The sequence below is a fragment of the Alsobacter sp. SYSU BS001988 genome (assembly GCF_054796215.1).
This window is the reverse complement of sequence record NZ_JBTAMK010000015.1, coordinates 1-16,013: the sequence shown is the minus strand read 5'-3', so window position 1 is coordinate 16,013 and position 16,013 is coordinate 1. Positions and strand designations below refer to the sequence as shown.

The 16,013-nt window shown below is 68.4% G+C and carries 16 protein-coding genes; 9 read left to right on the top strand and 7 right to left on the bottom strand.

What is annotated here, in order from left to right:
- Window positions 1-149: 149 nt before the first annotated feature.
- From ACYVO7_RS20815 to ACYVO7_RS20800, 4 genes are all read left to right on the top strand, one after another.
- Window positions 150-1,940, top strand: a complete 1,791-nt coding sequence (locus ACYVO7_RS20815) for an ATP-dependent metallopeptidase FtsH/Yme1/Tma family protein (protein ID WP_460451705.1) — start codon at window positions 150-152, stop codon at window positions 1,938-1,940.
- Window positions 1,941-2,028: 88 nt separating this feature from the next.
- A complete protein-coding gene (locus ACYVO7_RS20810) occupies window positions 2,029-2,526 on the top strand; it encodes a hypothetical protein (RefSeq protein WP_460451704.1) in 498 nt (165 codons plus the stop codon).
- 119 nt (window positions 2,527-2,645) lie between these two features.
- The gene (locus tag ACYVO7_RS20805) at window positions 2,646-2,897 is read left to right on the top strand and encodes a hypothetical protein (protein WP_460451703.1); all 252 of its coding nucleotides are present in this window, start codon (window positions 2,646-2,648) and stop codon (window positions 2,895-2,897) included.
- Window positions 2,898-3,095: 198 nt separating this feature from the next.
- Entirely contained in the window at window positions 3,096-3,368 is a 273-nt protein-coding gene (locus ACYVO7_RS20800) for a hypothetical protein (RefSeq protein WP_460451702.1), read from the top strand.
- Window positions 3,369-3,505: 137 nt separating this feature from the next.
- Here the strand turns inward: ACYVO7_RS20800 and ACYVO7_RS20795 are convergent, their stop codons facing one another.
- A complete protein-coding gene (locus tag ACYVO7_RS20795; protein ID WP_460451701.1) occupies window positions 3,506-4,882 on the bottom strand; it encodes a methyl-accepting chemotaxis protein in 1,377 nt (458 codons plus the stop codon).
- 588 nt (window positions 4,883-5,470) lie between these two features.
- Here ACYVO7_RS20795 and ACYVO7_RS20790 point away from each other — a divergent pair.
- The 3 genes from ACYVO7_RS20790 (at window position 5,471) to ACYVO7_RS20780 (ending at window position 6,825) form a co-directional block, all read left to right on the top strand.
- On the top strand, window positions 5,471-5,695 hold the full coding sequence (locus ACYVO7_RS20790) for an aminotransferase class III-fold pyridoxal phosphate-dependent enzyme (RefSeq protein WP_460451798.1): 225 nt from the start codon (window positions 5,471-5,473) through the stop codon (window positions 5,693-5,695).
- 17 nt (window positions 5,696-5,712) lie between these two features.
- Entirely contained in the window at window positions 5,713-5,931 is a 219-nt protein-coding gene (locus tag ACYVO7_RS20785) for a hypothetical protein (RefSeq protein ID WP_460451700.1), read from the top strand.
- Window positions 5,932-6,030: 99 nt separating this feature from the next.
- Window positions 6,031-6,825, top strand: coding sequence for a TSUP family transporter (locus ACYVO7_RS20780; RefSeq protein WP_460451699.1), 795 nt, complete (start codon window positions 6,031-6,033; stop codon window positions 6,823-6,825).
- A 54-nt stretch (window positions 6,826-6,879) separates the two neighbouring features.
- Here ACYVO7_RS20780 and ACYVO7_RS20775 read toward each other — a convergent pair whose 3' ends face one another.
- A complete protein-coding gene (locus ACYVO7_RS20775) occupies window positions 6,880-9,357 on the bottom strand; it encodes a glycogen/starch/alpha-glucan phosphorylase (RefSeq protein ID WP_460451698.1) in 2,478 nt (825 codons plus the stop codon).
- Between the two features lie 206 nt (window positions 9,358-9,563).
- Window positions 9,564-10,598: a glutamine synthetase beta-grasp domain-containing protein gene (locus ACYVO7_RS20770; RefSeq protein WP_460451697.1), complete on the bottom strand. Its 1,035-nt coding sequence runs from the start codon at window positions 10,596-10,598 to the stop codon at window positions 9,564-9,566.
- A 399-nt stretch (window positions 10,599-10,997) separates the two neighbouring features.
- On the opposite strand from ACYVO7_RS20770, the gene ACYVO7_RS20765 reads away from it, so the two are divergent.
- The gene (locus ACYVO7_RS20765; protein ID WP_460451696.1) at window positions 10,998-11,186 is read left to right on the top strand and encodes a DUF2735 domain-containing protein; all 189 of its coding nucleotides are present in this window, start codon (window positions 10,998-11,000) and stop codon (window positions 11,184-11,186) included.
- An 11-nt stretch (window positions 11,187-11,197) separates the two neighbouring features.
- Here ACYVO7_RS20765 and ACYVO7_RS20760 read toward each other — a convergent pair whose 3' ends face one another.
- Window positions 11,198-12,127: a glutaminase gene (locus ACYVO7_RS20760; protein WP_460451695.1), complete on the bottom strand. Its 930-nt coding sequence runs from the start codon at window positions 12,125-12,127 to the stop codon at window positions 11,198-11,200.
- Between the two features lie 151 nt (window positions 12,128-12,278).
- Here ACYVO7_RS20760 and ACYVO7_RS20755 point away from each other — a divergent pair, with 151 nt between their 5' ends.
- Window positions 12,279-12,884, top strand: coding sequence for a TetR/AcrR family transcriptional regulator (locus ACYVO7_RS20755; RefSeq protein WP_460451797.1), 606 nt, complete (start codon window positions 12,279-12,281; stop codon window positions 12,882-12,884).
- Between the two features lie 345 nt (window positions 12,885-13,229).
- On the opposite strand, the gene ACYVO7_RS20750 is transcribed toward ACYVO7_RS20755, so the two are convergent.
- The 3 genes from ACYVO7_RS20750 to ACYVO7_RS20740 all read right to left on the bottom strand — a co-directional run bounded on the left by ACYVO7_RS20750 (window position 13,230) and on the right by ACYVO7_RS20740 (window position 15,190).
- Window positions 13,230-14,327: a hypothetical protein gene (locus ACYVO7_RS20750; RefSeq protein ID WP_460451694.1), complete on the bottom strand. Its 1,098-nt coding sequence runs from the start codon at window positions 14,325-14,327 to the stop codon at window positions 13,230-13,232.
- A 349-nt stretch (window positions 14,328-14,676) separates the two neighbouring features.
- Window positions 14,677-14,925, bottom strand: a complete 249-nt coding sequence (locus ACYVO7_RS20745; protein WP_460451693.1) for a hypothetical protein — start codon at window positions 14,923-14,925, stop codon at window positions 14,677-14,679.
- 43 nt (window positions 14,926-14,968) lie between these two features.
- Window positions 14,969-15,190, bottom strand: a complete 222-nt coding sequence (locus ACYVO7_RS20740; RefSeq protein ID WP_460451692.1) for a hypothetical protein — start codon at window positions 15,188-15,190, stop codon at window positions 14,969-14,971.
- Between the last annotated feature and the right edge of the window lie 823 nt (window positions 15,191-16,013).

Below are 16,013 nucleotides of genomic sequence, written 5' to 3'. Positions count from 1 at the left end.
ATCGGTTTTTCGTCCGCTCGGGCTGCGTCCTTTCGCCTTCGTAAAGAGCCGGACTAGCCTCTCCCGGCGTGACATGGTTTTTGCAGTCGCCAGGCGAGCCGCGTGAAGAACGCGGGTCGCGCCCCCCGACGCATGGACCTGGACGCATCTTGATCCGATCGCTCACTCTTCTGCGCAGGCGCGCTCATCGCCATGCGCGCACGCTGGCCGCCGTTCTGTTGGCCGCCCTCGCCCTCGCCGGAGCCGCCGCATGGTCGCTCCGGACCCAGCCGGCCGAGATGTCCTATTCAGGCTTCTCGCGCGCCATGGCGGACGGGGTTCTGGCCAAGGTTTCCGTCAGCGACGGAGGCCTCTCGGTGGTGGAGAAAAGCGGCGCGACGGCCTTCGTCCGCCTGCCGACCGGCCTTCTGGATTCGGCCTTCCTCGACCGTCTGGCCGGCGCCGGCGTCGATGTGGACCTCACCCGTCACGACGGCGACCTGCTCGGCGTTCTCGGCGCGGTCGCCTCCGCTCTCCTGATGGGCGCTGTCGCGGTCGTGATGGCGCTGCAGCTCGACCTGCGTGGTCGGCTGTCCTGGCCCGCCGTCGTCAAGTCGGTCTCGAGCCGCTTCAGCGACGTCGCCGGGCAGGACGAGCCGAAGGCCGAAGTGGCCGAGATCGTCACCTTCCTCAAGGACCCGGCCGCCTTCGCGCGGGTCGGCGCCCGTCCGCCCCATGGGGTTCTGCTCGTCGGCCCGCCCGGGACCGGCAAGACTCTGCTGGCCCGCGCCCTGGCGGGGGAGGCGGGCGTCGCCTTCATGGCGGTCGCGGGAAGCGAATTCTCCGCCGCTCTCGTCGGCATGTCGAAGAACCGCGTCGCGCGCCTGTTCCGGGAGGCGCGCCGCCGCGCGCCCTGCATCCTGTTCATCGACGAGCTCGATTCCATCGGCAAGAAGCGCGGGGCGGGAGCCTCGGCCGCGGACCGCGAATACGACACCACGCTCAATCAGCTGCTGGTGGAGATGGACGGCTTCGAAGCTTCCACCGGGGTCATCGTGGTCGGCGCGACGAACCGGGTGGACGTGCTCGATCCGGCGCTGCTGCGGCCGGGCCGGTTCGACCGTCAGGTCCATGTCGGCCTGCCGCTCATCGCCGGGCGCGAGGCGATCCTGGCCGTTCATTCGGCCAGCAAGCCTTTCGCCGCCGATGTCGACCTCCAGACCATCGCGCGGGGGACGCCGGGCTTCTCCGGGGCGGACCTCGCCAACCTGGTGAACGAGGCCGCCGTGCTGGCGGCGCGCGACGGCGCCAGCCTCGTCACCGCCGCGCATTTCGAAGGCGCGCGCAAGAAGCTGCTGATGGGCCTGGAGCGGCGCAGCCTGGTGCTGGACGACGAGGAACGGCGCCTGGTGGCCGTCCACGAGGCCGGCCACGCCCTGTGCGCGACCCTCCTGCCGGCGGCCGACCGGGTGCAATCGGCTACGATCGTGCCCCATGGCGGCGCGCTCGGCATGGTGCTGCGCCTGCCGGAGAGGGACCGCATCTGCGTGCCGCTCGACAAGCTGCGCGCCGATCTCGTCGTCGCCATGGGCGGCCGCGCCGCCGAGGAGGCGGTCTTCGGTCCCGACAAGGTGACCACCGGCGCCGCGTCCGACATCGCCCACGCCACCGACCTCGCCACCCGCATGGTGGCGGAGTGGGGCATGAGCCCCAAGCTCGGCATGGCGCGCGTCGAGCTCGCCGCCGGAGAACTGCCGGCCTTCGCCCGCGAGGAGGTCCGCAACATCGTGGCGGACGCCTACAGGGCCGCCCGGGCCATCGTCGAGGACCGGCGGGACCTGCTGGAGCGGCTGTGCGAAGCCCTGCTCGAGCGGGAGACGCTCAACGCTCAGGAGGTCGCCGAGATTTGCGGCGAGCCGAGGCCGGCCGAGGGGACGCAGGCGCCCCAGAGGGTGGCCTGAACCGCACCCCCTAAGGCTGCAGCGGCGTAGGCGATTTTTCCCGCAGATTGCGCCATATGAGACAACACGCGCGATGAAGGAGTCGCTGATGCTGCGTTTTTTGCTGACCCCCGTGGCGTTCGGGATCGTTCTCGTCGTCGGTTTCCGGGCGCTCGACGCTCGGGCTCCCTCGATCCCTGCGCCGAGGCCTCAGCCGATCGCCGCAGCCGCGCCGGTCGCCGCCCCCTCGGCGAACGCGCCTGACGCCGCCCGTTCGGGCCCGCGCAACGTGCTGGTGCAGCCGGCGCTGCAGACCGGCAAGCCCCTGCAGCTTCCGCCGGCCGTCCCGACCATCGGGCCCCAGACGTCGGCCCCGACCGTCGCCGCGCGTCCCGCTCTCGCGCCTGAGGCGCAGCCCGAGATGGCCAGTGCGGAGATCTGGGCGCCAGCCGCGGAGGCTCAGCCGGCCGTTGCGCCGTCCGGCGGGCGTGGGTCGCTGGGCTGCGCCAACTACAAGAGCTACAATCCCCAGACCAAGACTTATCGGGGATTCGACGGCATGGTGAAGGAATGCAAGTCGCGGCCAGAGGCGACGGCGTCCAATTAGCTGCGCCGTCACTTGCACAGACTGAACTTAATTGCCTGCTAAGTGACGCATCAGCATAAGCTTGACTGCCCACCGCATTTGAAGCAGAAACGCTTAGCTCAAGCTAAGAGGGCGAAGTCGTGGACGCTCAATCTGAATCGCCGCTGAGGCTCGTGACGGCGCCGGGTCAGGAAGGCCAGCTGTTCGACGCGTTCCGGTCCGAACTGCTGTCGGCCGGCATCGCCGCGTCCGACGAGGAATGGGCCAGCATGAGCCTGGTCGAGCGCGGCGAGTGGCTCACCACCCAGATCCTGGTCTTACGCGCGAAGGTCGAGCGCGAGCTGAAAGAGGCCGCCCTGGCCGATGAGCAGACCTGGGACGGCATCCACTGACCTTCGGCCGGTCCGCGGGATCGGCGCGGGCCGACCAGGACGCCGGCGCGACAGCAAAGCTCGCGCTGATGCAAGCGGAATCGTCGGCGACGAAAACTTTCGGCTCGGCCTGTGGATAGCTTGAATAACTTCGCTCGGCCCAGTGACGCGTAGTCCGGCATGGTTAATTTCGCATGCCTTTAACGCGGAATGACCACAGTGGCGACAGCACTCATCAGTATAACTCCTGACGACCGCATCACCGAGACTTTCGTGGCCGCTCAGATGGAGAGGATCGGGGCGCTGCGCGCCGCTCCGGCCAACACCTGGGTCGCCGTCACCGACCGCACCGCCGCGGACGTCCAGCGGATCGTGTCCCTCGCCCTGAGCGCCAGCGCGCAGGTGAGCGTCATGCGCGCCGATTCCCACTCCGTCACCTGGGCCCGCTCCGCCCTCGAAGCCGCCCAAGGCGCGCTGGCTCCGGCGTCCTGACGCGCTTTGACGTGAGACGGACGGCGCTTACGCCCTGCGGTAAAGCCCGCAGGACCCAAAGGCGCCGATGAAGGTGAACGATCGGTCGGCGAAGGTCGCGTCGCAGGCGCAGCGGTGTTTTGGTCCGGGCGTTTGCGCTAGATCGCTTGGATGTCTTCCAAGCAACGATCCACAAGATTGGTGATCTGCGTGGCCGCGAGTTCGACCTGCTGGGCCGCGTCGTCGAGGTCCGCCGACCGCTCTGAGACGGCCAGGATCGCGGTCCGCGATTCCTGGGTGGAGGTCAGCCCCGCCTGGGCCTGGGTGGCGACATACTGCGCAGAGGACACGATGGCCGCTGTCGTGAGCGACTGTGTCCGCACCGTCTCGGCGATGGTGGCGGACGACCTGTCCAGGCGCCCGATGGTGTCGGTGATCGCCTCGACGAAGGACGCGCAGTCGTCCGCCGCGCTCTGGACCGCAGCGATCTGGGTGGCGATGTCGTCGGTGGCCTTGGCGGTCTGCTGGGCGAGCGTCTTCACCTCGCCGGCCACCACGCCGAACCCGCGCCCGGCCGAGCCCGCCCGCGCCGCCTCGATCGTCGCGTTCAGGGCCAGGAGGTTAGTCTTCGTCGCGATCTCCTGGATCGACGTCACGATAGAGCCGATCCGGCGGGTGGCGTCCGCGAGCTTGGCGATGCCCATCGTGACCTCCGCCGAATTCGCGACGGCCATTCCGGCGATGTCCCGCGACTGCTGGGTCTCTTCCTCCACCCGGCGCAACGCCTGAGCGAAATCCTGCGTGGCGGCGGCCGCGCCGGCGATTCGCCTGGCGCATTCGCGCGAGGCTTCCTCGGCGGTTTCGGCCTGATGGCCGGCCAGCCTGCTGCCGGCCGAGTTGGCCTTCGCCGCTGTCCGCAGCACGGTCGCCGCGTGGCGCAATCCGTCCGCCAGGGACTGGATCTGCCCTTGCAGGGCGGCCGCGGCCTCCTCCAGATTCTGCTTGCGCGCCGACAGGTTCCAGCGCTCCGCGCGCTGGTGCGTCACGGTCGCCGCAAGGGCGTCGGCCAGAAGAAGCTTCATCAGCGCTTCGCACTGATCGACGGCCCGCCGCGGCGAGAGGCGATGGCTGCGCCTGATCTCGGCGAACAGGGGACCCACCAGCCTCACGATGGTGCCCAGCCGCGTCCGGGCCCCCAGCGCCTCGGCGAATTCGGTGGCGGTGGCCTCGTTGAGGGCGTCGAGATAGTCGGATCCGAGCGTCCCCGAGAACAGGATCTCGAGGTGCCGCCGCTCGGTCGCGATCATCGACGCCCGGTGCGCGCGGACGATCGCGCCCATGTCGGGCACATTCTGGTCGATGTGGTCGCAATAGGCTGAGGCGGCTCTCTCGACATGGTCGATCGCGACCTGGCGCAGCGCCTGCGTCTTCATCAGCGTCGCCTGGTCGATCCCGACGGACGCCATCAGCCCATCGACGCCCTTTGCGGTGACAACGACCGCGCCGCCGTCCTTCTTCTGTCTCGTGGCAGCCACGGCGAGCACCAATCCGATCGGACCCTCCTCACCATCCGACGCAACACTGAACAAAGCGTTGGAGAGTTGTAGTCGGTTGTGTTTTCGAAGGGGTGGTTCACCCTGTCGGGGCCTTTTTCCTCTCTCGCCATCCGGGCCGCCCGTGCGGGGGCCAGCACGCACAGGATCTCGAACAGGATCGCGGAGCCGGTCAGCGAGGTGAGCGAGCCATGGTCGAAGGGCCGAGACCTCCACGCGGTCCGGGTCGACGAAGTTGAACTCGCCCAGGGCGCGGATTACCGCTGCGCTCCCGCATCGTCTGTATAGGACAGGTAGGCCGAACCGGCGCTGACGACCCGCCGCGACTCTGCGCCGCAAAGGCCCAGCCTTTGTCGTCGAACTCCTCCATCGTGACCACGTGCATGCCGGACGATAAACTGAACGCTCACCTATCGAGCGTTTTCAGGCCCGAATTCCGATCTGGATCACGCGGGCGGGCTCCAGCACTCATACTTCGACCGCCGCCCGCAGGGCGCGCCAAACAGCCTCTTCATCGCCGACGAGGTGAACTGCGGCTTCGGCCGGACCGGCGCGATGTAGTACTGTGAGATTTGCGGCCGCCAGCCCGACCTGGTGTCCTGCGCCAAGGCGCTGTCGGCCGCCGACCAGCCCATCTCGGCGCTGATGATCTCCGACAAGATCTACCAGGCGATGCTGGACCAATCCGGCAAGCTCGGGACCTTCGGGCACGGCTTCACCTATGGCGGTCACCCGGTCGCCTGCGCGGTGGCCCTCGAAACGCTCAAGATCTACGCGCCCGCGGCGTCGGCCTGATCGCCGGAGTGGAGCTGATGGCCGACAAGGCCAGCCGGACGCCCTTCGCGCCCGCCGCCAAGGCCGGCCTCGTGGTCCAGGACGAGTGCCAGAAGGCCGGCCTCATCGTTCGCGCCATCGGCGACCGCATCGCCTTCACGCCGCCGCTGGTCATCACCTGTTCGGAGATCGAGGAGATGCTCGCCCGGTTCAGGACGACTCTCGACGCCGCGACGCCCCGACTTATGCCCGCCTGACCCGAGGCCCAGCCCGTCGGACTTGGCGCGCCGCCGCGGGCGTGCGATGCGGATGCGGCGCGCGCCGGGCCGACGCGCAGCCGTGAGATCGTGGAGCCGATGCCGTTCGCCGGATGGGACCCGCAGGGCTGGTTCGCCACGCTCGCATTGGCGCCGGCCACCCTCGCCTGGGCCGGCGGGGCCGTCTTCCTGGCCGCCTTGCTGCGCGGCTTCACCGGATTCGGCTTCGCGCTGGCCGCCGTGCCGATGCTCGGGATGACGATGGCCCCGGCGCAGGCGGTCCCGGTGGCGTTGGGCCTGCAATTGCTGGGCGGCCTCGTGGATCTGCGCAAGGCCTCGCAGGAATGCCACTGGCCGTCGCTGCGCTGGCTCTCCCTCGGCGCTGCGCTGGGATCTCCGGTCGGCGTGCTCACGCTGCACGCCATATCGGCCCCCGCGGCCAGGATCGCCATCGGCCTGATCACCATGGGCGCGGTGGTCGTGCTGGGGCGGGGCTTCGCCCTCGCGGCCATGCCGGGCAGGCTCGTGACGGCCACGGCGGGGCTGCTGGCCGGGCTCTTCAACGGCGTCGCCGCGATGCCCGGGCCGCCCGCGGTGGCCTACTACATGTCCGCGCCGATCCAGCGCGCCGCGGCGCGCGCTTCGCTGCTGGTCTTCTTCCTGGCCACGTCCATGCTGGCCATCGCCAGCGCGGCCGCGATCGGCCTCTTCGATCGCCAATCCGCGCGCCTCGCCGTCGCCGGACTGCCCGTCATGGTGCTCGGGACCTGGCTCGGCCAGAAGGCGTTCCGGCGCAGCACGGCCTCGCTTCACCGATGGGCGTCCGTGGTCAGCCTCGGCCTCATCGCGCTGGTGAGCATCGGCAAGGGGCTGGCCGAGTTGGCCTCGCGCTGAACGTCGCGCAGGATCGGCCAACCCTCCCTGCGCGGCCGGCGGCGAGCCGACGCGTCAGGCCGGCTTCGCCTCTCGGGGCGGGATCCGCCAGATCCGCTCCGCATATTCGCCCACCGCCCGGTCCGAGCTGAACCAGCTGCAATGGGCGGTGTTGGTGATCGACGTCTCCCACCAGGCGCGACGGTCGAGCCACCGCTCGGAGACCCGGCGCTGGGCGTCCCGGTAGGACCTGAAATCGTTCAGCACCATGAACCTGTCGTCCCGGCGCAGATCGGCCATCAGGCCGGCGTAGCGGTTGCGGTCGGAGGGCGAGAAGGCGCCGGTCGCGACCGCCTCGAGGACGTCCGCCAGATAGGGCGTCTCGGCGATGACCTCTTCGGCCGCGCGAGGCGCCTCCCGCTCGCGCGCGACCTCGGCCGACGTTTTGCCGAAGACGAAGATGTTATCCTCGCCCACCCTCTCGCGGATCTCCACATTGGCGCCGTCCAGCGTGCCGATGGTCACCGCGCCGTTCAGCGCGAACTTCATGTTGCCCGTGCCGGAGGCCTCCATGCCGGCCGTCGAGATCTGCTCGGACAGGTCCGAGGCGGGGATCACCAGCTCGGCCAGGCTGACATTGTAGTTGGGCAGGAACACCACCTTCAGCCGGTCCCGGGTGGTGATGTCGTTGTTCACCACGGACGCGACGTCGTTGATCAGGTTGATGATCAGCTTGGCCGAATGATAGGTCGACGCCGCTTTCCCGGCGAAGATCTTCAGCCGGGGCGTCCAGTCCCGGTAGGGCTCGGCCCGGATCGCGTCGTAGAGGGCGATCGTCTCCAGGATGTTGAGGAACTGCCGCTTGTATTCGTGGATGCGCTTGATCTGCGCGTCGAACAGCATCGTGGGGTCGACCGTGAGCCCCAGCTCCTGCTTGATGGTCCGCGCCAGGCGCTCCTTGTTCAGCCGGCGGATGTCCGCGAAGCGCTCCTGGAACGCCGCATCCTTGGCGTGAGGCAGCGCCCTGGACAGGCGCGAGATGTCGTCGGTCACGTCCTCGCCGATTACGTCGCTGAGGAGGGCCGTGAGCTTCGGGTTCGCGCCGAACAGCCATCGCCTCGGCGTGATGCCGTTGGTCACGTTGGTGATCCGCTGCGGGTAGATCTTGTGCAGCGGCGCGAACACGGTCTGGCGCATCAGGTTGGTGTGCAGGGCCGAAACGCCGTTGACCGTGTGGGAGCCGACGAAGGCCAGGTGGCTCATGCGCACCCGCCGCCCATGCTGCTCGTCGATCAGGGACAGGGATGCGAGATCGGCCGCATGATGCTCGTCGGACCGCCGCACGAGATCCAGGAACTGGGCGTTGATGGCGAAAATGATCTGCATGTGGCGCGGCAGGAGCCGCTCGACCAGCGACACCGGCCAGGTTTCCAGCGCCTCCGGCAGGAGCGTGTGGTTCGTGTAGGAGATGGCCCCGCTGGTGATCGACCAGGCCTCGCTCCAGTCGAGCTGGTGGTCGTCGATCAGGAGCCGCATCAGTTCGGCGACGGCCAGGGCCGGATGCGTGTCGTTGAGCTGGATGGCCACCTTGTCGGGAAGCAGCCGCACATCCTTGAACTGCTTCAGGTGACGGCGAAGCAGGTCCTGCAGCGACGCCGAGGTGAAGAAATATTCCTGCCGCAGGCGCAGTTCCTGCCCGGCGGGGCTCGTGTCGCTCGGATAGAGCACGTTCGAGATCGCTTCGGCGCGATAGCGCTCGGTCAGCGCGCCCATGTGATCGCCGGTGTTGAACATCTCCAGGTGGAGAGGGTGGACGGCCTGCGCGCGCCACAGCCGCAGGGTGCTGGCCCCGGAGCTGCGCCATCCGATCACCGGCGTGTCATAGGCGACGGCGAACACGCGCTCGCCCGGCGTCCATTGCACCTGCGCCGAGCCGTTGACGGCCGCGCAGGAACCGCCGAAGCCGATCTGGTAGGCGCTCTCGCGGCGCTCGAACTCCCATGGATTGCGGAAGGACAGCCAATCCTCGGGCGACTCCACCTGATGGCCGTCGATGATCTGCTGCTTGAACAGCCCGTGATCGTAGCGGATGCCATAGCCCAGGCAGGGGACGCCGGTGGTGGCCGTGCTCTCCATGTAGCAGGCCGCCAGCCGGCCGAGGCCGCCATTGCCGAGGGCCGCGTCCGGCTCGATGGGCTCGATCGCGTCGAGATCGACGCCCAGCTGCGCCAGGGCCTGCCGCATCGTTTCGGTCATCTGCAGGTTGCTGAGCGCGTCCGCGAAGGAGCGGCCGATCAGGAACTCGAGCGACAGGTAATAGACGCGCTTGCGGCCGTGGGCGTAGCTCTCCTTGGTGGAGCGCCGCCACACGTCGATGATCCGGTCGCGCAAGGCCAGGATGCTGGCCGTGAGCCAATCATGGTTCTGGGCGACGCTCGGGTCCTTGCCGAGCGAGTAGGTCAGGCGCTTGGTGATTTCGCTGACGAGCTGGGCGACCTCCGATTCGGCCGGCGGAGCGGCCCCTGGAGCCGTGTCGATCGTCTGGTCATTCATGTGCGATGCGCCCGCCCCCGGTCAGCTGAAGGCGCGAGCTTGGTCCAGCCGGGCTGCGATGTCACGGCCGATGCACGCAGAAATTGCGATCTCCGGAATACTCCGTAGGGCGGCGCGCAGCGGCGGAGCGCTTGGCGGGGCCCCATGCGAAACGGCGCGGGAGCATGCCCCCGCGCCGCGCCGTCGTTCGTGGTCGTCTGCGTGGTTCAGGCCGCCGCGGAGGCGGCGAGAGGCACGGACGAGATGGTCGTTAGGATCTGGGAAGCGATCTGGTAGGGGTCGCCCTGGGAGTTCGGGCGGCGATCCTCCAGATAGCCCTTGTAGCCGTTGTTGACGAAGCTGTGCGGGACGCGGATCGAAGCGCCGCGATCGGCCACGCCGTAGCTGAACTGGTGGATGGACTGGGTCTCATGCTTGCCGGTGAGGCGCATGTGGTTGTCCGGTCCATAGACGGCGATGTGATCCTCGCGGGCCGCCTCGAAGGCCGCCATGAGACGCTCGAAATAGTCCTTGCCGCCCGTCTCGCGCATATAGGCGGTCGAGAAGTTGGCGTGCATGCCCGAGCCGTTCCAGTCGGTGTCGCCGAGGGGCTTGCAGTGATACTCGATGTCGATGCCGTATTTCTCGGTCAGGCGCTCGAGCAGGTAGCGGGCGATCCACATCTCGTCGGCGGCCCGCTTGGAGCCTTTCCCGAAGATCTGGAACTCCCACTGGCCCTTGGCCACCTCGGCGTTGATGCCCTCGTGGTTCAGGCCGGCCGCCAGGCAGATGTCGAGATGCTCCTCGACGATCTTGCGCGCCACGTCGCCGACCTTGCTGTAGCCGACGCCGGTGTAATACGGCCCCTGCGGCGCGGGGTAGCCGGTCTCCGGGAAGCCGAGCGGACGGCCGTTCTTGTAGAAGAAGTACTCCTGCTCGAAGCCGAACCAGGCGCCTTCGTCGTCCAGGATGGTCGCGCGCTTGTTGGACGGATGCGGGGTCTTTCCGTCCGGCATCATCACTTCGCACAGCACGATCGCGCCGTTGATGCGCTGGCTGTCGGGGACGACGCGGACGGGCTTGAGCACGCAGTCGGAGCTCCGGCCCTCAGCCTGCATCGTCGAGCTCCCGTCGAAGCCCCAGAGCGGCAGCTGCTCCAGGGTGGGGAAGCTGTCATAGTCCTTGATCTGGGTCTTGCCCCGGATGTTCGGCACGGGCGTGTAGCCATCCAGCCAAATGTACTCAAGCTTGTATTTTGTCATCGCTTCCGTCTCACCCGCTCTGATGAAAGCACCGAGGCGCCCAAGATCTTTGGCGACCCGCCGCGCAGGGCGTCGCTTCGGGCTCGTCCGGAGAAAGCATTTTGCATGCCAGCCCGGCACCGCCGCAGGCGCGCCCGGACCCGCTCTCCAGGCGCGAATCGCGGCCCGGACGAGCGAAAAGCGGTCGGGTCGGAGGCCTTCAGGCGAGCGCGGGGCCGCGAGAGCCGTGAGACCGCCGGGCCGTCACGGCCTAGCTGCACAAGGTTTGTGCATCCACGCCGAATAATTCGGCAGCGAGAGCCGAACGGGGAGGCACAAGGGGGAAAGTGTGCGCAACGTCTGCTACACTCCGACGTTGCCTAACGCGTGTCCGCCAAGCTTTCACCGATGAGGCCCACGATGTCCGAGCAGCCCCGCCGCGAGTCGGCCAAGATCTACCCGTTCCCTTCCAGGTCGAAGTCCGGCGAGCAACGGCCTGTCCGCAAGCCGGCCTTCCTGCATGAGGGGGCGCGTTCTCCCGAGGTGGATGTCGGCGCCTGGTATCACGAGGCGGCGCTTCGCGACTCCGAGCAGCCCCCGCGCAAGTGAGCCGGCTGGCCTCAGGCCCCGAAGATCGACCATCCCATCCGCCGCGTCAGCGTCTCCAGCGCGATCCGGCCGAGATGGGAATTGCCCGAGACGTCCAGTCCGGGCGACCACACCGCGATGGAGGCCTTCCCCGGCGCGACCGCCAGGATGCCTCCGCCGACGCCGCTCTTGCCGGGCAGGCCGACCCGGTACGCGAATTCTCCCGACCCGTCGTAGTGGCCGCAGGTCAGCATCAGGGCGTTGATGCGCCTCGCCCGTTCCGGCCGGACCACGGCGTGGCCGGTGACCGGGCTGCGGCCCAGATGGGCCAGGAAGCGGCCTGCGGCCGCGAGCTGCCGGCACGACATCGCGATGGCGCAATGGTGGAAATAGACGCCCAGGGTGTAGTCGACGGGATTGTCGAGCACCCCGAAAGATTTCATGTAGTTGGCCAGCGCCCGGTTGCGGAAGCCCGTCCTCTGTTCGGAGGCCGCGACGGCCTCGTCGATCACGATGCTCGGATCGTCGGTCAGGAACCGCATGAACCGCAGGATTTCGCCCAGCGCCTCGCGCGGCTTGTGGCCGGAGAGGATCACGTCCGTCACCGCGATCGCGCCGGCGTTGATGAAGGGATTGCGCGGGATCCCGCGCTCGCTCTCCAGCTGCACGATGGAGTTGAACGGCGTTCCCGAGGGTTCGCGTCCCACGCGCCGCCACAGCATGTCGCCGATCATGCCGAGCGCCAGCGTCAGGGTGAACACCTTGGAGATGCTCTGGATCGAGAACGCCGTGTCGCTGTCGCCTCCCTCGAAGAGATTTCCCTCCGCGTCGATCACCGCCATCCCGAACGCGCCCGGGTCGACGCGGGCGAGTTCGGGGATGTAGGACGCGACGACGCCGCGGTCGTCCCGCCGCTTCATCTCGTCGACGATCTCCTTCACGACGGTTTCAAGCTCGGCCAAGGCGACCTCGTCTGATGCTGTGGCGTCCGGCGCCGGTCATGGCCGAGTCATAGGTGCTGGCGCCGACCCTGGCCAGCCTCGGCGAAGCCGCCTTGACAGTCGAATCCAGAAGATCGGACAACGCCATCAGGGGAGGCCCTCGGACGTGAGCATGGACCATGGCGACCGCCCGGGCGGCGGGGGAGGCAAGAGGCTGCGCTCCGACGCCAGGCGCAATCGCGACCGGCTGGTCGAGACCGCCACCCGGGTCTTCGCCTCGCAGGGCGTGGACAGCTCGCTGGAATCCATCGCGCGCCAGGCGGGCGTCGGCATCGGCACCCTGTATCGCCACTTTCCCAACCGCGAGGCCCTGATCGAGGTGGTCTATCGCCGCGAGGTCGCCGCCATGCGCGACGCCGCGGTCGAGTTGCTCCGCGAGCACCGGCCCGACGAGGCCCTGTCGCTCTGGATGCAGCGCTTCGTCGACTACATCGCGGCCAAGCGCGGCATGCATGAGAGCCTCAAGATCCTCTACGAGTCGGATTCGCCGCTCTTCGCCGAGACCTCCGGCGTCATCCCGCTGGCGCTGAAGACCCTGGTCGAGCGGGCCGTGGCGGCGGGCGCGATCCGGCAGGACGCCGACAGCGCCGACGTCCTGCACGCGCTGTCGAGCATCTACTCGGCCTCGGAAGGGCCCGAATGGCGGGACAGGTCCCGCCGCCTCGTGCGCCTGCTCATGGACGGCTTGCGATACGGCGCTCCGTCCGGCGGCGGGTGAACCACGCGCCGGGAGGCGATCGCCAATCCGGACGTCTGCGGGATGTGAGCGGGCGCACGTTCCCGGTTGGGAGCACGGACTAGAGTGCATGGATCGGAGGCGAGCCATGTCCATGCCAGCGTCCCTGATCGTCCTGAACGGGCTTGCCCTCCACCTCGCGGGCTGGAGCCCGAGCCCGGGCGACATCATCCAGGCCGACTTCGAATCCCGTTATCTCAGCGCGCCGGAGTTCCGCGCCGGGATGGAGTCGCCCATCCCCGGGCCCAGGGACGCCGAGGGCGTGTGGACCGTGGGATGTCCGGCCTACCGCTCTGCCTTTGGGGAACCTCGCGGCCCGTCGATCGTTCAGCCTTCCGGCTTTTCCGAACGCCGGCCGGGCGCCGCCAGCACGCGGTAGAAGCCGCCCGGGTCGCTCTGGCCCGTGGCGCGGGCGGCTGCGAGAGCGTCGGTGATCCGGTCGGCGATGGGCAGGCGGTAATGCACGCTGTCCCAGAAATTGGTCTCGTCGTCCGTCACCGGGTTCGGATAGCGGAAGTCGACCACGGTGGCCCCATGCGTCGCTCCGATCTCGGCGACCTTGGCCTTGCAGGCGTCCAGCAGCGCTCCGGTTCGGCTGTCCGGCTTGGCGAGCAGGACCGAGGGGGCGGGAGGAAACAGCACGAATTTCGTCGTGCTGTCCGGCGTCCGTGCCAGAATCTGCTCGAGCCAGGGCAGGGCCGGGAACGTGAACTCCTTCGGGTCGAAGCGCTCCTGCGGAGCGTTCATGTCGGACACCGCGAAGCGGGCCTCCGACACGATGTGGCCGTGGGCGCGGGCCGCGTCATATTTGGCTTCGTCCGGCGTGAAAACGTCGTATCCGTTGAGCGAGATGATCTGCTTGGGCTTCTTGCGCAGGTAGTTCATGGCCAGCCGCCACGACATCTTCACCGTGCGCAGGTTGAACAGATAGCCCCAGTCGTTCCAGGGGTCGTCGTCGTAGAAGCTTTCCGGGAAGGCCATCGCGGTGAGCCGCCGCGACGGCAGGGTCGCCTCCGGCGAGCACCAGTGGGGGTCGAGGCCGACGATCACCAGCTTCGGCCGCGGGGTCTCGCGCAGGAACAGGTCCGCGACCTTGGATTGCTCCCAGGGCGTGGCGGCGTTCATCCCCAGATTGAGCGTGTGCGCCCCGAAGGCGGCGTCCAGCCGGTCCGGCTTGAGCAGACGGATCGTGGACGTACCGATGACGGCGCTATCGAACATGTGGGCCCGCACCACCTGCGGGTAGGAGAAGCGGCGGTTCTCGTCCTGCAGCGCGATCGGCTTGGCGCGCAGCAGGCCGGAGCTGTAGGGGTCGAAGGTCAGAAGGAACAGGCTGAGCAGCACCAGGCCCAGCGAAAAGACCGTCGCCGACGTCTGGAGCAGGCTGCGCCAAGCGCGCGCCGAGGCGAGACTGGTTCCGTCCATGGGCTCACATCGCCTGCTGGACCGGAAGGATCAAGGTCTCGACGCCGCCGCGAACGCTGCTCTTCAGGGAGAATGCGCAATTGTTGGACCGGATGGCGCCGCAGTCACAAAAATATTGACCGTTATCAAAAAATTTCAACGTAAGGACGCCTCGAATTCTGGGAGAACAGCGTAAGCGTGACGCTGGGCTGGGCGGCGGGACGGTTCAACTCGTCGGCCCGCCGCATCGTCGATAAGCGTAGACGGCCGTGTCCACGGCGCGGCCGTCGCCCGTGGGCTTGAACTCCATGGCCGACAGGGCTCCCGCCGGGCCCGAGAGGCGCACCGTGATCCTGTCTCCCGCGATTTCCTACCGGGCTTCCAGCCGCATGTCGGGCAAGGGCGGTTGAAGCGGTGGCGCGCGGATGACCACCGACTCCGCCGAGAACTCCAGGCCGGCGGGGTTGATGTCGCCCGTCTGCTCCTGCTGGCGGGGGAGGGGCTCCCTCACCCAGCGGCCATCCAGGAGCCAGTTGCCCTCGGCCGCGGGCGCGGCGCGCGCCAGCAGAACCGCGATGAAAGCGAGCGACGCCGTCCGACGATGATGCGTGAGCCTCATCGGGATCGGGTAGCGGCGAAGGACGGCGATCCCGTGGCGGAGCTCAGCCCTGCGCCTGCCCCGCCGCGCGGGTCTCGTCGCAGGGGCGAGCCTCGAAGCGGCTGGCGATGACGACGCCCGACGGGACGCTCCCAGCACCCCGGCCGGGGAAGTCGACCGCCATCGCGGCCGGATACTGCTCGCGGCCCAACTCGACGAGAACGCGGGCGACGAAACGCGGAAGGCGGGACAGGGCGGTCACTACGCGCATGAGCACTCTCAACATGCGCAAGATCCTAGCGCATCATGGTAAACCCCGTCCTAAGCTCCCGCGTGATCCGGGTGGGGTGGCGTCCGCGCGACGGTCCAATTGTGGTCCGGCTCAACGACGACGGACGCGCTTGGGCGCGCCCCGGCAGTGAACACCGCATGCCTGCGGAGATGAAAATGCTCGCCCCGGACCACGCGGCCGCGCTGGGGCGCGCCATCTACGCGACGATCCTGAAGAGGGAGCCCGACGCGGAGGGGCTGGCGTCCGCCTCTCGCGCCGTCGCGGCGGGGGAGACGTCCGCAGCGGACCTCGCGGCGCTTCGGACGCCTCGTAGCTCGGGCCCAGGTCGAAGAACCGGCTCAGGTCGTCCGGAGCCTCGAGTCCGAGATCCTTTAGTTGCCATAGCCCCTGCACTCGTGGCGCTCGGCCAGGGGAGGGCGCGGGTACACCGCCTCGGACCAACCGTTGTTGGAGCGCTGGAGCCGGCGGCTCCCATGGTCGCTGACGCCCGAATCCCACTCGTCACAGGTCGAAACCACTTGAACGGCAGGGAAACGATCTCGGCCTTGTGGCCGTACTGGACGAGTTGGTTCCGGAGCGAACGCGCAAGGAGCTCGGCTCCCCCCGTCACGAAGGGCACTTGGGTCGTGACAAGGGCTATGCGCATCGCGTGTCCGGTGTCCCGCCGCGGGCCGATCACCCGGGTTCCTGGTGTGGGTACTCGACCCTCACCCCGAAATCAACGCTCGCGGAAGCCCTTGGCGAACGCCTCCTTGAGAGGATGGATCATGTATTCCAGCGCCGTGCGTTCGCCCGACGGGAACACGACCTCGGCCGG